Annotated in this window: 16 protein-coding genes; 3 read left to right on the top strand and 13 right to left on the bottom strand. The window is 51.2% G+C overall.

Annotation, left to right across the window (positions count from 1 at the left end; genetic code table 11):
• Positions 1-3: 3 nt before the first annotated feature.
• The 4 genes from NSU01_RS21565 to NSU01_RS21580 form a co-directional block, all read right to left on the bottom strand.
• Positions 4-327: a multidrug efflux SMR transporter gene (locus NSU01_RS21565; protein ID WP_042138348.1), complete on the bottom strand. Its 324-nt coding sequence runs from the start codon at positions 325-327 to the stop codon at positions 4-6.
• A 12-nt stretch (positions 328-339) separates the two neighbouring features.
• Positions 340-873: a TetR/AcrR family transcriptional regulator gene (locus NSU01_RS21570; RefSeq protein WP_076243245.1), complete on the bottom strand. Its 534-nt coding sequence runs from the start codon at positions 871-873 to the stop codon at positions 340-342.
• A 785-nt stretch (positions 874-1,658) separates the two neighbouring features.
• Positions 1,659-2,789: an SGNH/GDSL hydrolase family protein gene (locus NSU01_RS21575; RefSeq protein ID WP_076243246.1), complete on the bottom strand. Its 1,131-nt coding sequence runs from the start codon at positions 2,787-2,789 to the stop codon at positions 1,659-1,661.
• Positions 2,786-3,040 (bottom strand): hypothetical protein, encoded by a 255-nt coding sequence (locus NSU01_RS21580; protein ID WP_076243247.1) that lies wholly within the window; start codon positions 3,038-3,040, stop codon positions 2,786-2,788. The genes NSU01_RS21575 and NSU01_RS21580 overlap by 4 nt, the downstream gene beginning before the upstream one ends.
• A 181-nt stretch (positions 3,041-3,221) precedes the next feature.
• Here NSU01_RS21580 and NSU01_RS21585 point away from each other — a divergent pair, with 181 nt between their 5' ends.
• Positions 3,222-5,093: an LTA synthase family protein gene (locus NSU01_RS21585; protein WP_042138355.1), complete on the top strand. Its 1,872-nt coding sequence runs from the start codon at positions 3,222-3,224 to the stop codon at positions 5,091-5,093.
• A gap of 75 nt (positions 5,094-5,168) precedes the next feature.
• Here the strand turns inward: NSU01_RS21585 and NSU01_RS21590 are convergent, their stop codons facing one another.
• Positions 5,169-6,044 (bottom strand): alpha/beta hydrolase, encoded by an 876-nt coding sequence (locus NSU01_RS21590; protein WP_076243248.1) that lies wholly within the window; start codon positions 6,042-6,044, stop codon positions 5,169-5,171.
• Positions 6,045-6,163: 119 nt separating this feature from the next.
• Positions 6,164-6,538, bottom strand: a complete 375-nt coding sequence (locus NSU01_RS21595; protein WP_042138356.1) for a MerR family transcriptional regulator — start codon at positions 6,536-6,538, stop codon at positions 6,164-6,166.
• A 172-nt stretch (positions 6,539-6,710) separates the two neighbouring features.
• Here NSU01_RS21595 and NSU01_RS21600 point away from each other — a divergent pair, with 172 nt between their 5' ends.
• Positions 6,711-7,652, top strand: a complete 942-nt coding sequence (locus NSU01_RS21600) for an SDR family oxidoreductase (RefSeq protein WP_076243249.1) — start codon at positions 6,711-6,713, stop codon at positions 7,650-7,652.
• Positions 7,653-7,726: 74 nt separating this feature from the next.
• Positions 7,727-8,515: a lipase family protein gene (locus NSU01_RS21605; RefSeq protein ID WP_339302336.1), complete on the top strand. Its 789-nt coding sequence runs from the start codon at positions 7,727-7,729 to the stop codon at positions 8,513-8,515.
• Between the two features lie 29 nt (positions 8,516-8,544).
• Here NSU01_RS21605 and NSU01_RS21610 read toward each other — a convergent pair whose 3' ends face one another.
• From NSU01_RS21610 to NSU01_RS21640, 7 genes are all read right to left on the bottom strand, one after another.
• A complete protein-coding gene (locus NSU01_RS21610; protein WP_083705417.1) occupies positions 8,545-9,816 on the bottom strand; it encodes an ABC transporter substrate-binding protein in 1,272 nt (423 codons plus the stop codon).
• Positions 9,817-9,894: 78 nt separating this feature from the next.
• Positions 9,895-11,496: a response regulator gene (locus NSU01_RS21615; RefSeq protein ID WP_076243250.1), complete on the bottom strand. Its 1,602-nt coding sequence runs from the start codon at positions 11,494-11,496 to the stop codon at positions 9,895-9,897.
• 1 nt (position 11,497) lies between these two features.
• Positions 11,498-13,297, bottom strand: coding sequence for a sensor histidine kinase (locus NSU01_RS21620; RefSeq protein WP_179093470.1), 1,800 nt, complete (start codon positions 13,295-13,297; stop codon positions 11,498-11,500).
• A 92-nt stretch (positions 13,298-13,389) separates the two neighbouring features.
• The gene (locus NSU01_RS21625; protein ID WP_042138366.1) at positions 13,390-14,202 is read right to left on the bottom strand and encodes a carbohydrate ABC transporter permease; all 813 of its coding nucleotides are present in this window, start codon (positions 14,200-14,202) and stop codon (positions 13,390-13,392) included.
• 13 nt (positions 14,203-14,215) lie between these two features.
• Positions 14,216-15,139 (bottom strand): sugar ABC transporter permease, encoded by a 924-nt coding sequence (locus NSU01_RS21630; RefSeq protein WP_083705423.1) that lies wholly within the window; start codon positions 15,137-15,139, stop codon positions 14,216-14,218.
• Positions 15,140-15,238: 99 nt separating this feature from the next.
• On the bottom strand, positions 15,239-16,552 hold the full coding sequence (locus tag NSU01_RS21635) for an ABC transporter substrate-binding protein (RefSeq protein WP_076243252.1): 1,314 nt from the start codon (positions 16,550-16,552) through the stop codon (positions 15,239-15,241).
• A gap of 618 nt (positions 16,553-17,170) precedes the next feature.
• On the bottom strand, positions 17,171-18,814 hold the full coding sequence (locus tag NSU01_RS21640; protein WP_076243254.1) for a family 16 glycoside hydrolase: 1,644 nt from the start codon (positions 18,812-18,814) through the stop codon (positions 17,171-17,173).
• Between the last annotated feature and the right edge of the window lie 138 nt (positions 18,815-18,952).

Consider the following 18,952-nt stretch of genomic DNA (forward strand, 5'->3'; position numbering starts at 1 on the left):
AGTTCAACCCTCCGTTGAAAGCTTCAGGAGCACCACACCGCCAATGATGAGGAGCAGTCCTGCTACTTTTTTGACATTCAGACTTTCTTTATAGACCAGTACGCCAACCAATGCGGTTAACGCCGTTCCCACACCTGACCAGATGGCATAAGCCGTCCCGAGGGGGATCTCTTTCAGCGCGAGTGACAGATTAAAGAATGCCAGTCCCATGCCGGCGACCACCGCAATGGATGGAAGCAGTCTTTTGAACCCGTTCGACGCCTTAAGCATGGAGCTGCCGAAGACCTCACTCACAATAGCTAACGACAATAATACATAAGAATTCACTTGGGTTGCCTCCTAATTAATCATCTCCAGCAATTTGCTGACGACCTTGTCCCGCATTTCACCGCTGATTTCACCGATTCCAAATACCTCCGATAACCACAGGCCGTCTACAGCCAGCCGGACAATTGAGGAGATCACCGGATCAAGTCCATCGTTCTCAATGTTCTCCTGCCAGACGGAGTACTGTTTCCGAAGGTCCTCCAGCAGATCCCCGTTGCTAAAAAGCGCTGCGTTAAGCGCTACGTTCATGCCCTGCGCTTCCTTATCTGCTTCGACGGTGGACTCCAAATAGGCCCGGCTCCATTTCCCTTGATCCCGTGTATCCCGGGCCGCCCTATTCTGAACATCTGTTATGAATTCATTGGTTATTCCTGACACCATGCTTTGAATTAAGGCGTCCTTATTCGGAAAATGATGCAGCAGACCGCCTTTGCTCACCCCTGCTTCGGCGGCCACCGCCTCAAGTGTCAGCTTCTCGATTCCTTGATGCTTCACGACGTTTGAAGCGGCTGCCAAAATCAAATTGCGTTTGGAATTGCTGTTCATGTGAATCACCTCTGTATTTACTATACCGTCTGGACGGTTCGTATGTCAAATGAAGAACAGGAACAAAGTCGCCCTGCAGAAAAATCCAACAGGAGTTTATGCATTATGCGGCTTATCCGGCCTTTAGCAACTTTGGAGATTGTAGGCCACCACATTGCTCCCTTCAGACTTCTTCTGGGGCAGCTCCCTCTGTACAGTTTCCCGGGGAAATCAAGCGCAATACTGATCCTAATCTATGCCTCCCGCCCACTTTCAGCGCATTCAGGGGCACTTTTTCCCCTCATTCGCATTCAGCTCATTTCCCCATCGCTGGCATATTGTATTCGGTTTTTCGCATACAATCGGCTCATTTACCTTATCGTTGGCACATTGTACTCGGTTTTTCGCATACATTCGCCTCATCTACCCTATCATGGGCACATTGTATTCGGTTTTCCGCATACATTCGGCTCATTTACCTTATCATTGGCACATTGTATTCGGTTTTTCGCATACATTCGATCAGTCTCTCTCGTTCTCTAAAGTCCTTAATCAAGACATACGAATCAACAGATTGCATCCAGGGCCGGCGGCTCAGATACGCTTCTAAACATGGGATCATTTGACCTAACACAAAATCAAATTCATCCTTCAGACGGAGAAGGATCTGCTCCAAATTCCACTGAAACTTATCCCCAACAGACGAATATAATAATTACAGGTACGCCCTACACAGCAAAAAACGCCCATCCGCTGATGAGCGTCCCGCAACCCTTTTGAATATGGAATTAGTCTATTTGACGTTCTTATGATCCTGATAACAATCCCTTAATATAGCCGCTTAACTCTTGAGCAGTCTGCTGGTGGGCCGGTAAGCCCGGATGGGTTCTTGCTCCCGCCGTTTCGTCCGTCATATCCGGCAATTGAAACACTGACACTTTCTTGTCGCCAGTGGACTGGATATAAGCATCCACAGCACGATAAATCGCCGGCATCAGCGGAATGCCCAGCATGCCATACGCCCAGAGAATATGGGCAGTGTTGTTATACCGTCTCAGCTTGCCCAGGAATTTCACCACTGCCGTCTCAAACGCTGACAGATCGTCTTCATGATAACTGCCGTCTTCCTTCAGCCGCTGCTTATATCTCTGCCCGGTACCTTCATCCACCCATTCCGGGGAATGAAATGCACCGTTATCATTGGTGCCAAGATTAACGACCACGACATCCGGCTGCCAGGATTCGAAGTCGTTCACCTTATGCGCTCCGAGCGCTTCATTAAGCTCTCCGGTGAGCAGGCCGCAGACTTGCTCATAGATATCTGGAATATTACCATTTGGATTGTTATCCCAGCTGGTGAGCACGCCCCAGCCGCTCTGCGAAATCACCCGGTAGTCTGCATTTACGGCTTCTGCGGTCAGGGCCGTGTAATTATGTACACCGCTAAACCAGGCCGGTATCCAGTCCAGCTCCTCCCGGGCTCCGATAACGCCTTCACCTGAAGTGATGCTGTCGCCGATGAACTCAAGCCGGTAGGGCTTCGCTTCAACCGGCAGGAACGCTCCGTCTGTCCGGACCGCATGGAACTGCAGATGGCAGCCCGGGTCGCCGCTCATGGCCTGGACCTCTTTTACAATCCGGATATTCTTCACGGTGTCAGGGTTCATTCCGCGGAATACACAAATCCAGTACCTTCCGGCATTCAGCATCTGTCTGCTGACCGGAACGGAGTTAATCAAGATACTGATCCAGGATTCGTATTGGTCATAACCGGATTCCACCTCAATCCATAGCCCGGAAGCCTGAACATTCAGCTCGATGGCACTGCCCGTCCAGAATAACGTAACCGGGTCCAAGCCGCCGGTCGTTCTGCCATGAATCTTCAAATGCTCGATTTCAGCCAGCCGCTGTACCTGTAAATGGGCATTCCCGCTCATTCTGTTCCCTCCCGCCCTGTGGCAATCGTGAAGCTGCGGACCTTCATCCATTTACCGCCGACCCACTCGTCGATCGTTCCCTTCTTCGTCCGGACACAGAATTTATGCGCCGTCCCGCGGTCAAAGCCCGTTGCTTCATACAGCAGATCGTCGCCTTGCTGCCCTTTGAAGTACACCTGCTTCAGTCCGAGTCTGTTCAATAATTCCAGCTTCACACTTTCGGTATATTGCCGTGAGAATTCTTTTGACATCTATGTTCCTCCTGCGCTAATTAAGTTCTTTAGTGTTTTTTCGGATCGCTTATATGAGGATAACGTAAAAGCTGCGGATTTACATCTTTATTTTAAATCCCGCTGCCTTAAATCTAGTTGATTTTGAACTCTCCCATGTAATAAAATGAAAAGATTAAATAGAAAAGGATGCGCATACGCAATGCCGTTTAAGGAATCACGCTCGCTCAGTAAAAGATCGATTCTATTCTTCTCCCTAATTATGCTAGTTAAAAGCTATTTCGCCTGGTATTACCTGTTCGAGGACGGTCCAACCTGGACCACATGGCTGAAAGAGATTCCTTTTGTGCTGCTGCTGTTCTGCCTCATCGAATGGTTCGCCACGAAGCGGAAAATTGCCATCTATATGCTCGTCAATCTGCTTATTACCGTTTTATTCTTCTCTCTGATTGTCTATCATAATCATTTTGGCATTATTGCTACTTCTCAGGTCTTCGGCCAGGTCAAGCAGGTGGGAGCCGTCAAGAAAAGTATATTCGCCGTCGTTCACCCTCAATATATGCTTATATTCGTAGACATTATTATTATCAGCCTGGTTATGCTCAGACGCAAGAAGGCGCTGGCTTGGAAGCACTCGATGTCCCGCCCCAGTAACCGCAAGGCGGTCGCTGCCCTGTTCTGTGTCTCACTCGTCATGTGTATGATGAATATTTTTCCGAATAAGGCCAGTATGAACGAGAATGTCAAAGCCGAACAAATGGGGATCCTCAATTATGAAGCTTATGCCCTGCTGGGTGAGCCGGAGGAAGAGCCGATTAATCAAGCGGAAATCTCACAGGCAGGCATTGATAAGACCAAAGGCATTCAGACCCTAGCCAATCCGGTCATGTACGGGGCCGCCAAGGGTAAGAATCTGATCATCCTGCAAATGGAGTCTTTCCAGAACTTCCTGATCAATCTGTCGGTTGACGGAACAGAAATTACACCTAACCTGAATAAGCTTGCCGCCGAGAGTTATTACTTCCCCCGGTTCTTTCAGCAGGTGGGTCAAGGTAACACATCGGATGCCGAGTTTATCGTAAATACTTCCTTCTATGTTCCGCCGGATGGTCCGGCTACAGAAATGTATGCACCGAAAGATCTGCCCAGCTTGCCGAAGCTGCTGCAGGCCCAAGGTTACGATACCGCAACCTTCCATACGAATGAAGTCGATTTCTGGAACCGCGGCGAGCTGTACGATGCGCTTGGCTTTAACCGTTATTATGACAAAGCCTACTTCGGTGAAGAGGATACTGTCTTCTATGGTTCATCGGATGAGGTCCTGTACAACAAAACATCGGCAGAGCTGGCCCGGATGGACCAGAACGAACAGCCCTTCTATTCACATGTGATCTCGATGTCATCGCATAACCCGTTCACCATTCCAGAGAGCAAATACAAGATGACCTTGCCGGAACGTTATGAAGGTACACTCGTTGGAAACTATATCCGGGCCGAGAACTATGCGGATTATGCACTGGGTCAATTTATGGATGAACTCAAAAGCAGCGGGGTATGGGATAACAGTGTGGTTGTGCTTTATGGCGATCACCGGGGACTTCCTATTTTCTCGCTCAAGGATGATGATAAGGTCTTAATGGAGGAAATTCTGGGGCATGAATATAATGAACGCGATCTGATTAATATCCCGCTCATCATATCAGCTACCGGCATTACGTCTCCAAGCGTGAAGGAGCAGCTAGGCGGACAGGTTGACATTCTTCCTACCGTAGCGAATCTGCTCGGTGTGCCGCTGGACTATCATATTCATTTTGGACAGGATTTATTGAATCAGACCCATTATAACCTGCTGCCGCAGCGCTATTATCTGCCTACGGGCTCCTTCGTTAATAACGAAGAGCTCTTCTTATCCGGCAGCGGGTTCGAAGACGGACAGCATTATACGTTATCCGGTGACGGGGCGGAGCTCCTGCAATCGACAGAGGATGAGTTCACCCGCGCACTTGAGCTTCTGCGGATGTCGGACAGTTATGTTACACAGCTGCCGGACAGGATAGTAGTTGAGGAAGAATAGGTCAGAACCAGAATAGGCAAGAATATTAGAGCCCGGCCCAGGAGAATCCTCCAGGACCGGGCTCTTTATCTGTGATCACAGCTGCTTGTTCAGGAAGTCCTTCACAGCCTGGCCTGCCGGAAGCGGCAGCTGCATCCAGACATAAGCATGGAGAGAGTCAGGAATCCGCGTAATTTCATGGCTGTCCAGCAGCCCTGCGAAGGCCTCCAGACTGCGGCGGATGGACTCGTCAGCCCACTCTTCTTCGCTGGGGAGGAATAGTACCGGACACTCTATTTTCTGATAATACTGCTCAAATGACAGATCCCAGAACTTCACGATATATTCGGTCCTTACACGGTTCAGATAACAGTAGGTGTACTTGCCGTCCGGCAGCTGCTGCAGACTATGCTCATAGAAGGCCGAGAAATATTCATTCCACAGCCCCTCCGCTGTCAGCTCCGCCCGTTGTTCGGCAACATACTCCTCTATACTGCTAAAGATTCGTTCTTCCCGTTCACCCAATTCTGCACGCAGCTGTTCTTTTCTCTGCACAATTTCTTCTGCTGTACCTTGGAATATTCCGTATTTGCCGAATTCATTATTAAGTGCGCCTTCGCAGACCAGGGATAACACTTTCTCCGGATGCGCCGCCGCCAGACTCAGGCCAACCTCTGCTCCCATCGAGCTGCCGACGATATGGCACTTGTCTACCTGCAAATGCTGCAGCAGCCGATACATATCCTCTGCCATCTCATCGATATGATAGCCGGTTTCCGGTTTGTCCGATTGACCATGTCCCCGGATATCGGGAGCAATGATGCTGTAGTCCTGTGCAAACTGCGGGAGAACCCCCTCCCACATGTTGAGGTTCCCGCCGCTGAAATGAAGAAACAGAATAGCAGGCTTGACGTTTAATGAATGCCTCACGTTTATCGCTAACTGCCCCAATGAAATACGTTCCTCGATCAAAATTCAAACCTCCATGTTATGTATGATCGAACTGTTAGCGGCTGAATCTTCTTATGTTCATCTTATTTATGTATTTTTTTGGTTATAACCACTTAGAGATGACTCTAACTAGTAAGGGGTTAAAGCTCACGAAGCAGGTCCATATTATTGGTTTCGTATAAGGCAACCTTCAAATCAATAATGTTCAGATTTTTCTTCAATTCATCCATCTGCCGCACCACTTCCTTACGGTGCTCGATCATAATGCTGCGCCGTGTTTCCTTGGTCGAATCACCTTCCATAATCAATTCGATATATTTTTTGATATCTTTAATCGGCATTCCGGTGTTTTTCAGGCAGCAAATCACTTTGACTAGTGATAAATCACCATCAGAGAAAATGCGGTTTCCCGCTCCATTGCGTCCCACAAAGGGCAATAATCCCTCCTTATCGTAAAAGCGGAGTGTATGCGCCGTCACCTCGCAAATCGCAGCTACTTCATTGATACTGTACATCCTCTTTCACCTCGAAATGGTATTTTAAAGACTGCTTGACTTCGATAAGCCTCTAAGTATTAGCATTAAGTATATCGAACGGCTGGTCAACTTACAATTCAGGCGCCGGAGGTTAAGTATTTCGGTATGGGCCATAGATACAGTCAAACAGGGCAAAGGAGAGAAAGAAAAGATGGACAATTTCCCTAAATGGACAGCTTCAAATATTCCTTCACAGCGGGGCCGCTCAGCCATCGTTACCGGTACAGGAGGCATCGGCTACGAAACGGCGCTGGAGCTGGCGAAACATGGAGCAGAAGTCATACTCGCTGGCCGCAATGCCGCAAAGGGAGCAGAGTCGGTGAAAAAAATCCGCAGCAGTGTTACCTCAGCCAATATCCGTTTTGAAGAGCTGGATCTTGCCAGCCTAGAGTCGGTACAGGCGTTCGGCGCAAGGATGAATAAGGAGCGACACAGTCTTGATCTGCTAATCAATAATGCAGGGGTAATGACACCGCCTACCCGCAAACTCACGAAAGATGGCTTTGAGCTTCAATTCGGTACGAATTACCTTGGACATTTCGCGTTGACTGCACATCTGATGCCTTTACTGCGCAAAGAAAATAAACCGCGTGTGATAAGCCTGGGCAGTGTTGCCCACCGGAGCGGCTCAATACATTTTGACGACCTGCAATTTGAACGCCGTTATCATGCCATGGAATCTTATGCGCAATCGAAAATTGCCATGATCATGTTCGCACTGGAGCTGCAGCGGCGCAGTGACGCATCGGGCTGGGGCCTATTGAGCCTTCCGGTTCATCCGGGCGTTTCACGCACGGACCTGCTTCTTAATGGGGCCGGGCCGAACAGCACAGCGGGGATTCTACGCAGGTTCCTGGGGCCGATCTTGTTCCAGCCGGCCGCGCAAGGCGCGCTTCCGACTCTGTTCGCCGCGACATCGCCGGACGCGAAGTCCGGAACTTATTACGGACCCGGCAGACTCTCAGAAACGAGAGGCTTGCCAAAGCCCGGCAAGATCGCTCCGCAGGGGCTGGATGCCGCTGTGGCAGCCAGACTGTGGGAAGTATCCAAACAATTGGCACAAGTGGATTTCGACGCAATCGCAAATTCATAAAGGTTCCATAGGCACCAATCCTGCCTGCTGATCATACACAGATAGAAAGAAGGGCGGGATGCGGGATGGGTAACATGCGGAATGAACAGGACTGGGCCATCTTTCTGGCTGCCGTCTGCGGGCAGACCTATGTACAATTTGAACATGCGGACGGTTCGTTCGTGGTTCCGGCGGACTTCTCGGTCGTGCATAATTTCCGGGCGAAATCCATGGGCGGTATCTCCGAGCCGTTTGGTTTCATTCTGGAATCACCACAGGAGATCATTATTGCCTGGCGCGGAAGCAGCTCAACCACCAATTGGCTCTCCAACATGAATGCTGCGCAAAAAAAGTTCAAATATATCAAGGAAGATTGCCTGACGCACAGAGGCTTCACAGACATTTATTCGTCAGCAAGAGAGGAAATCCTCTCCATACTCAGCACCTTGTCACCGGAGAAAACGCTATACGTTACAGGCCACAGCCTCGGCGGGGCACTAGCAACCTTATGTGCTATAGATCTTGCCGCTAATTCAGCCTACAGGTCTCCCCGCCTGTATACGTACGGATCTCCGCGTGCGGGTGATCCTGCATTTGCCAAAGCATTCAGCAGCTATGTCCGCAGCAGCTTCCGTTATGCCAATCTCTTTGATGTCGCCACCTACGTTCCGCCTACCATCTACAAGCTGCCCCGGCATGAGAAAAAATATTATTACACCCATGTGCAGACGCTGTACTCATTATCCTTCCAGAACGGGACGGTTGAGCTCAATCATGTGCTTAGAAGCTACTTCGCAGTACTGTCGAAGCAACGGCCAGAATTCACAGCAATGTTATGTTCCACGAATCCCGGCTTCTGTCCGGTGCTTGAATTGATTACCTGATCACCGGGGGAGCCCCTGCATATTGTTAATTAATTCGCCAAAATTTGATTCAGGCTCTTCTCCAGCACTTTCAATCCTGCTTCCGGCTGAATCCGGTTACGGATAATATTCTGCAGCTCCTCCGACATTGCAGTGAATAGTGCCGCATATTTATCGGTTTGCGGGGCGAACTTCACCTGATCCCTCGACTGGATAAACAGCTCGCGGTAAGGCAGCTCCCGGTAAGCCCGGCTCTCTGCGATATCAAGATTGGCCGGGACATGACCCGCCTCCCCCCAGATATGTCCGCCCACCTCTGAGAAATACTTCATGAAGTCCATCGCTCCCTCCTGCTCCTCCAAGCTTACGTAAGCCGGAATAACCAGCGTATGTGAGCTTCCCCAGTGGGCGGCGCTGCCGAAGATCGGCGGGAGAGGCATAATACCGATTTCGGTATCCTCATTGCCCAGATGATGCCCCGCTTCCCATACTCCGCCGAACCACAGTCCAGCCTGGCCGTTATAGAAGGAGTCCCAAGGTGTATTATCATTCAGATCACTTAATCCCTCTTCGAACAGCTGCTGGTAGAAGGTCAGGACCTTCACCGACTTCTCATTATCGACCGCTGCATGCTTCATATCGGGACTGAACAGCTCTCCGCCTGCCTCATAATACAGATCCAGGAACGATTCCTGAAAATAAGGGGTGTTGACCGCCATCGGCTGTACCCCCGGAACCTGCTCAGCGATTTGGCGCAGCATACGGATGAACCCTGCGGGAGTATTCTCTTCGAGCTTCGGTGTTCCATCTGGAGTAAGCAATCCGGCCTTGGCCAATATTTCCTTGTTGTAATAGAGCATGTGAAAATGGGTATCGAGCGGGACTGCATAATATTGTCCGCTGTAGCTGACGCTCTGCAGGTTCTGTTCACCGATTTGACTCCACTGGAATCCGTCCTGCTCAGCCAGAGCATTCAGCGGAACAATTTGCCCCGCTTTAATGAACGGCGACAACCGGTCCGCATGGACAACGGCTACATCAGGCCCTTTGCCGAAGGACAGAGCAGTGCTCAGCCTGGCGTAATATTCGTTAGATTCAAGTCTGAGCTGCTTCACAAACACTTCACTCTGGGAAGCATTATAATCTTTGATAATTCTCTCTACGAATTCGCCTTCGCCGCCTCCGAACGGATTCCAGAAGGATACCTCGACAGGCACTGTACTCTCCTGGGGACTCTGATTCCCGGAAGAGAGCTCTGCACAGCCCGGCAGCAGGAACAGATACAGCAGCAGAACGGGCAGCATACGGCCCATGGTTTTCATCTCACTCCCCCTTTCCGGAACAGGTTCACTCCAGTCATATTTTGTAAGCGTTTGCACAAAATCCCACCCTCACAGCCCTCATTGTCCGCTCTTACGAACCAGCCCGCGATATTCCGAAGGAGACACGCCAGTGATTTTCTTGAACACCTTGGAGAAATATTTCGGGTCCTGAATCCCGACCAGGGTACCGACATCTCCAGCCTTCAGTTCTCCGGTTAGCAGGGTCTTGGCCTTCTCAATTCTGATCCGGGTCAGATACTCCAGGAAGCTCTCACCTACTTCCTTCCTGAACAGGTTGGCGAAATAATTCTTGCTTAAATGTACAAGCCGGCTAATCGACTGCAGTGTGATTTCCTGATCATAGTACTGCTGAATATACTGGGTTGCCTTGATAATGCTGTTCCGGTCGCTGTTATACATCTCTATCATATGCTCTACCAGCGCTTCGAAGGCCTGCATGAACCATAGCCGGCTCTGTTCAAGCGTTTCCAGCATCGACAGCTCGTCGAAGTACTGCTTCTTGAGCTCCAGAACCTGTTCAGCATCCCTGGATACATCGGGCCACAAGGTTGTTAGGATCATCAGCAGCTCAAGTGAGATAATCTGCACGAGATCCGCATCCCGGCGTACAGCCAGCTGCCCGAACAGCTGATTCAGATACTCCTCCAGCTCTCTGGACTGGAAGGCGTACACCATAGACTGGATCTGGCGGCTGCTGATCTGAAGTGCCTCAAGCGGAGGTACTTGCGCCTTCAATTCTTCGCTGCTGTGAACCAGAACACGACCGCTCCCCATAAATAGCTTCTGCCTGGCAGCTTCCACGGCCTGGACATAAGCATTCTTCAGCTCTGTCCACTGCCCGTTCACTCCGCTAAGACCAATCGTTGCAGTCCAGCCATATTGGGTAGATAAGCGGCAGATAAGCTCTTCACTACAGCTGCGCACGAAGTCTAACCAGGCAAATCCTGCAGGCTCTGTGTTAAGCTCTGTGGTTACTATAATATTAAGCTCCCCCTGTCTGTCCGGGAACATTTCATACCCGAGGGCACGTTCAATCCAAATCTGCTCCAGCAGCCTGCGGATCACGCTCTGTCCTTGCCCATACCCCGGCTCAGCACTGCTGCCCAGGCTAATATGCAGCAAATACAGCGGCCGTGAATCCGCAAGTCCCGCCTGAGCGAGTCTACTTCTGTCTATCTGCCCCTGAGCCGCCCCCCGCTCCATGAGCTCCAGCAGGAAATTCTCCTTATGCACCGGCTCCGGGGGAGCAGCCTGGGAAGAGACGGGCATATTCTTCTGCACCGCCTCCAGGCTTTCCTTCAATTTAAGCAGCACCAGCTCAAAGTCACGCGGCATCATATCCGATTTGATCATATACTCGGATACACTATGTCTGATCGCCTCCTTGGCATACTGGAAATCTTCGAGGTTGCTGAGGATAATAATCCTGATATCCGGTGAGAGCTTCCGTACCTCGGCAATGAGCTCGATGCCGTCCATCACGGGCATTTTGATATCGGTAATCAGGATATCAGGCAGCCCGGATTCCATCACCTCCAATGCCTCCCTGCCGTTCGACGCTTCGCCTATGACCTCCATCCCGATGGACTCCCAATTAATCATCGACCGGATTCCATATCTTACGATAAATTCATCTTCTACGATAATGACCCGGTGCATCTCAGCGGTTCCCCCTTATATCCTCTGTCATGAGTGGCAGCTTGATTCGTATGGACGTTCCTGTACCCGGCTCACTGTGAATCTCGATGCCGTACATTTTCCCGCAAATCAGCTTAATCCGTTCATCCACATTGGCCAGTCCAATGCCTCCCGGCTTCTCCTCCTCCGCCGCTTGCCCGGCCAGCAGACTGCGCGCAAGCGCCGGGTCTATCCCCTTCCCGTTGTCCGCCACTTCGAACCATACCAGATTGCCCGGCGCTTTGCTGCACGATATGCGGATGCAGCCGCCGGACTCCATATCTCCAAAAGCATGGATAACCGCGTTCTCCACAATCGGCTGCAGAATCAGCTTGGGCGTCCGCAGGTGACGGACTTCATCGTCCATCTCAACAACGGTCTCAATATTGAAGTTGAAACGGAACTTCTGAATGCCCAGATAACACTGCACATGCTCGATTTCCTCCTCCACCGTAACGGTCTCTTCCCCTTTGCCCAGACTGATCCGCAGCAGCCGCGACAATAAGCTGACCATCTCTGCCGCGTTGTTGGCTTTCTGAATCAAGGCCGTCCATTTAATAATATCCAGGGTGTTGTAGAGAAAATGCGGGTTGATCTGCGCCTGCAGCGCCTTGAGCTCCGCCATCCGTTTCTGATCCTGCTCCAGATATACCGCTTTCAAAAGCTCGTCGATCTGCACAACCATGTAGTTGAAATTATCGCCGAGAATATCGATTTCGTCATGCCGGCTTTTGGCTTTGTAGCGGACGCTGAGCTCGCCGGACATCACCTGCCGCATCAGACGGATCATCTTCAGAATCGGATTCGTAATAGAATTCGCCAGCACCAGTGCAGCAATGACCGAGAAGACAATGCAGAGCAGCCCGACGAAGATGAAAATCTGCAGCAGACGGTTCGAATCCTGGTACAGCGCCGCCTTGGAAATGACATTCACCACCACCCAGTCATTGGTGTGCAGCTTCTTGGCATTCACAATCAGGCTGTCGCCCTTGTACGTGAGCGGAAATCTCGTCTCCTCCGGGCCGGAGCCTATGAGCTTCTCGTAACCCGCCTCACCCAGCACCTCAGTCACACTTCTGCCAATCAGACCACTGTCCGGGTAGGAGACCAGCATGCCACGTCCGTCCATCACGAAGCTTTGCAGATCCCGGTTGTTGCTCACCGCCTTCGAGACCAGCTCCTTAATGACATCCTCCCGGATATCCAGAACTGCCACAATCCCCAGCGGACTGTCATCGGATATTTTGTACAATTGCTTGGCTACCGAGAAGACGTGGGTGCTCTGCGAATTCAGACTGTCTACATAGGTCCCGTAGCGGGTCGGATACCAGCGGAAGTTGCTGCCGCCCTCAAGCGTCTGCAGGAATGGCTCTACCTCGGCTGGCGTGCGCTTGTTCCAGCGGTAGATTCCTTTGATATAATGCCTATCCGATACAAAAGAAATCGACTGCACATCCTGATTGATCGCCACAATCGTGGACAGCTTCGTCGTTAGCGACAGACTATCCACATCATAGCTGGCCGTGTCTGTCCGATCAAGGGTCCGCAGCATGCCCACGATCTCGTTATTGTTCAGCACCTGCATCATCATGTCCTTGTACACACCCAGCCGCGTATCCAGATTATCAGCGGTCTGGTACAGCAGATGCTCGGAATATTCGGTTACTTTGTGGTTAATCGTTGATTTGGAGATCGAAAATGAAATAATCCCCATGACCACCAGCGGTGTCAAGGAGAAGAGAACAAGAAGCAGCATCCACTTATAGCGCATGCTGCTCTTCATAATTTTGATCCAGGATATCAGGCGGAGCCGCATGGGCCTGGCAGAACTCTCAGGAGATGTAAGCATGCCCACTATCCTTTCGCGTTTAAGAATTAACCTTTGACACCGGACATCGCCACACCCTGGACAATATGCCGCTGAAGAAGAATGAACACCAGAATCGTCGGTATCGCCGCAATGGCACTTGCCGTCATAATCAGATTGAGCGACATGTTATTATTCGACAAAAAGGTGGGCAGCCCTGCCGAAAGAATCATATTCTCTTCTGAGGTAATCGCCAGATAAGGCCACAGGAAGTTATTCCAGGAGAGGATAAAGAAGAAGATTCCCACAGAGACCATGGCTGAGCGCGTAAGCGGCAGACAGATACTCCACCATAACCGGAAGCTGCGGCTGCCGTCAATCTGCGCGGCTTCAATATAATCCCTGGGTACCCCGTCCATGAATTGCTTCAGCAGCAGAATGCCGATCGGGTTGGTCAGCCCGGGCAGGATAATCGCCCAGATGTTATCAATCAGCTGCAGATGCAGCGCAGTTTCATAGAGCGGAATCAGTATAGCTTCTGTCGGAATCAGCAGACCTGAAACGATCAGCACATAGAATATCCCCCGCGTCCGGAAAGGCAGCTTGGAGAAGGAGAATGCCGCCAGCGAGCTGAGCAGAATGGATATGACGGTGGTGAGGACACCTATGACCAGACTGTTCCACGTCCAATGCAGAATTTGCGAGTCCCGGATGACTTTGACATAGTTATCGGTATTCAGATCTGACCAATTCACCCAATCAGCCAGCGTATATACGTTCACACCGTCAGGCTTCAGGGAGGTGAGGAACATCCAGATCAGCGGAAAAACAAACAGCAGCGCAAGCAGAACAGCAGCAATATTTAAAGCAAGCTTCTTCATGAACGTCTCCCTCCTATCCGTCTTTGCGGTCTGTGATTTTGAATTGAACCACGGCGATCAGCAGCATGATGAAGCAGAAGATCATTGATTGCGCTGCGGCCAGGCCGAACATATCCTTCTTGAACCCCGTGACATAGATATAGCGGATCATGGTATTGGTGGAATCTCCCGGCCCGCCGCCGGTCATAATCTGTACCTGTCCGAACAGCTTGAGGCAATTGATAATCTGATAAAAGATCTGGATCTTCATCACACTGGACAGCCCCGGCAGGGTGATGCTCCAGAAGCGCTGCCAGGCATTCGCGCCGTCGATCTTCGCCGCTTCATAATGATCCGTAGGGATTTCCTGCAGTCCGGCCAGAAACAGCACCATCACAAACCCTACGCTCCACCAGTCTGTCGCTATCGTAATCGCCCACCACACGAACCTGTGATCCGTGAGCCAGTTGATATCCGCATTCATGCCAAGCGCATGCAGTACAGCGTTCACCGGACCGTTCTTTGCGTCGAACAGCTTCAGCCAGATGAAGCTGACCACTGAGACGGACAGGACATACGGCAGGAAGAACACGGAGCGGATCAGGGTCCGTACCCAAATTCTCTGATTGATGATCAGCGCGAGTACAAGTCCAAGCACCAGTACGGTTGGCGCGCACAGCAGCACAAAATAGAATGAGTTCCACAAATACGAAAAGAAATCCGGATTCTCTAAGATTTTCTTATAGTTGGCCAATGCAACATACTTCTGCATCCCCTGAATGCCCCAGACATGCAGGCTCATCCAAGCTCCGTTGATTACTGGCCACAAGTAGAACACTGTAAACGGTACCAGGAAGGGGACCAGATAAAAAATAGCTTTCAGTTCCTTCAGTAGGTGTATGGGCTCTCTCCTGCGAAGAGGCGTTGCCGCTTTATTCTCTATTACACTCCGCTCCATCGGTCATTCTCTCCTTCAATTAAGTTTGCACATGGGCTGGAAGGACAGGCCCCCCGCCCTTAGCGGAGGCGGGGGGCCGTACCTTTCCTGCAGAGGGAGCTAGTTCTCCAGCACTTCGTTAATCTGTTTCTCCAGCTTCGCCAGCCCGTCTTCCGGACTCTCACTGCCGAAGATGATGTTCTGCAGCTCTTCGGAGATCGTTGTAATGATGGTTGTATACTTATCTGTCGGCGGAGCAAATTTCACGGTCTTCTGGGCCTCGATGAATTCGCTGCGATAAGGCAGACTCTTGTAGGCATCGCTGGTGGTTACTTTGCTGTTCGCAGGCACATGACCCGCCTGTCCCCAGGTTTCTCCGCCTATTTCAGAGAAATACTTCATGAACTTGGCTGCCGCCTCCTGCTTCTCAGGAGTGACGTAGGACGGAATTACAAGCGTATGGGAGCTGGCCCAGTGCGTCTGGCTGCCAAAGATCGGAGGAAGCGGCATCGCGCCGATATGCAGGGATTCATCTCCGAGGAGCAGCCCCGCTTCCCATACACCGCCGAACCAGAAAGCAGCTTTGCCGTTATGGAAGTTATCCCAAGGTGTTTTATCATTGAGATCGGCATACTTATTTTTGAAGACGTCCAGATAGAATTTCAGGACATCCAGCGCCTGCGGATTGTTGATACTGGCTTTGGTCATATCGGAATTCAGGATATCCCCGCCGGCTTCATAATAGAGATTAAGGAACGGCTCCTGGAAGTAGGGGGTGTTCACAGCCATCGCCTGCACATCCGGCACTTTGGCCTGAATATCCGCCAGTGTCTGCTCGAAGCCCGCCGGTGTCAGGTCTCCAAGCTTAGGGGTGCCGTCTTCATTCAGCAGACCAGCCTTCTGTAGGATGTCCTTGTTGTAGTAGAACATATGGAAGTGGGTATCCAGCGGAACAGCGTAAGGCTTACCCTCGTAGGACACGCTCTGCATGTTGGAATCAGAGATTTCCTTAAGGTCAAATCCGACCTTGGAGGCCAGCTCATCTACAGGTACAATCTGCTGCGCCTTCACGAACGGGGAGATCCGGTCCACATGGGCAATGGCAATATCCGGTCCTTTGGAGGAAGACAGCGCCGTACTGAGCTTCGCGTAATATTCATTGGATTCGAGGCGGAGCTGCTTCACAGTTACCTCTTTCTGCGAGTCATTGAAGTCCTTGATAATCTGGTCTACGAATTCCCCTTCCCCGCCGCCGAACATGTTCCAGAACGAGATCTCTACCGGACTGCCGCCTGCACTCTCTGTCTTTGCCGGTTCATCCGATGCCTTGACGGCTTCTCCGTTCTCTTGGTTTCCGGATGAGCATCCCGGCAGAATCAGGGCTAACGCCAGCCCGGCCGATACCAAACCTGTGTACTTCTTATTCATCCTCATTTGAACAACCCTCTCGTCAAAAAAGTTTGTGTGCGAGAGCCCTCTCAACCATTCATGTAAGGGCTTTCTTATCACATACTCTACAGGGGATGCGGCAACTGTTGAACCGACAAACCGCCGCTCCTTGGTGAACAAATGACAGGTGTTAATGGCGCGGAGCCGCCGTGAGGGTAGACGATCTTAAGGAGGGTGGAGAATCGAAAGGTGCGGAAACGGGGCTTCCAGTTCCCCATTAAAATTAGCTACTGCTCGAATGGCGGTCATTCTCGCATCTGCCGCATCTCTCTGGCTCTGGCTCTGGTTCTAGCTCTAGCTCTGGCTCTGGTTCTAGCTCTAGCTCTGGCTCTGGTTCTAGCTCAGCAAATATTAGTTGGATAAATGTATCTTAATTTGGAGGTTCTGGAGGTTTTGAGGTGATTAGATGGATAAACGTCATTTAATTACATGAATACACCCTACTTTGGACTAATACCGCCATATTAAGTGCTGTTTTTCCAACTGTTGCCCGGCAAGGGCGCCTCCGTTCATAAGCAAGTGGAGAAAATCCAACTGCTATATAGATTGGTACTTGTACCAATAAAAAAGAAGCCCCGAAGGGCTCCAGAAAGGAATTGCAGATTAGTTCACTGTTATATTATCGAAGCTTACGCTGTTATTGAAGCCGCCGCGTACCCCGATGGTGCCCGAGGTAAACACCGCATCATTCAGGTTAATCTTAGGCACAGCCATATCACCAGCATATACCTTGATGTTACCGCTGTTCACGACAATCTTCATATGATACCAGGTATTTACCGCAATGGGTGTGGCCACGGTCTGGAGCGGGGTCCAGTTATTGTTGAAACGTCCGAGCCATACCTGACCGGCAGAGTCAATGCCTGCGGCGTAGCCCTTCTGAGAATCGGCTCCGGTACCCGGACCCGTCAGATTGAAGACCAGACTGCCCTGGCCGGCATTATTCAGCCTGATGTCTCCTTCGAGCGTATAGTTCATTTTAGATGGGTACGGGGTAAGCACGGATTTGTCCGCATTGACCGAACTGAGGTTATAGGTTCCGCCGCTCACGGCCCAGGTTCCCCCATAACGGGCCCATCCGTTGTCATTCGCCGCAAAATCGTTGCTATACGAGCCGCTGAGCGTGCCGAACCGGGCCTGGACATTATGCCCGCCAACACTCCGCTCGACCGAATCCACAAAAGCAATCTCATTCGCCCCGGTCTGGTACATCGCTGTCCACCACGAATTCCCGAACGCCGGAACATCATTATCCACCCATGTGGTCCCGTAATCATTACTTAACGAGAGCACATTGGAGTTGGAGCTGAGCAGCAGACGCCCGTCGGTTAAGGAGAGGAGATATGGCCCGCCCTGCTGATTGGTCGATACCTGGGTGCCGATGCCGCTGGACCATGTCTTGCCATCCGTACTTTTTTTGGTGAAAATCCGGCAGTTCTGCGTTCCGCACACCTCAAAGGCGACAATATACTGTCCGTTCGCCATCTTGCTCCAGACCGGCATGCCTGGACGAGCCCCGGCGTTAGACGGGTCCCAGGCCACATAAATCTCATTTCCCCAGCTGGCTCCGCCATTGGTAGAAATTTTTTCGGAGATGATCTGGCTGTAGGAAGGGTTCTCGGTCACATGCTTCTCACTCGCATACATGACAGCTACCGAGCCGTCATTCAGCAGCTGCATATGCGGCTCATATACCCCTTTATCCGGGTTCCCCAGGGAACCGGCGGTGCCGTTGTTCTCATCGATTGTGCTCAGGAAGCTCCAATTCGCGCCGCCATTCACACTCTTATACACTCTCAGCTTGTACGACTCCTGCCAGCGGACCGAGCGCATGGCCAGCAGAATATCGCCATTGGCCAGCTGCACGAACTGCCCGTTGTCCAGGTCACGCCCGTCTTCCCACAGGGTGGACACCAGCGACCAGGTGCGGCAGTTGTCGGTGCTGCGGAAGACCTGCAGCCGGGTGCCGCCCCAGGAGACCTTGGTATAGCCGTTGTTGTCGTAAATAGCAGTGACGGCCAGCCAGTCCCCGTTCGCCAGCTTGATCATCCGGGCATATTCCGCCCCGAACGTTCCGGGTCTGAGCCCGCGGGCATCAGTCCCCGCATCTGTGAAGGTGTTAATATCGGTAATCGTGGATGAGGTACCCCACACCACCGGGCCATTCGCGGCAAATGCCGGAATGGCGGTCAGGACCAGAAGCAGACACAGGGAAGCCGACAGCGAGGTGAATAGTTTTTTTAACAAATAAGCCCCTCCTCTTCATCTTCAATTATGAAACCTGTTGACCGCACCTACATGTAAGTGCTTTCACTGAAGATTCTAAAGGGCTTCTTCTTGTCATTGAACCGATAATTCACCGCTTTTTGGGTACCAATGTTACGA

This window comes from Paenibacillus sp. FSL H8-0259, from assembly GCF_037963255.1.
GTDB classification, from domain to species: domain Bacteria; phylum Bacillota; class Bacilli; order Paenibacillales; family Paenibacillaceae; genus Paenibacillus_AQ; species Paenibacillus_AQ phytohabitans.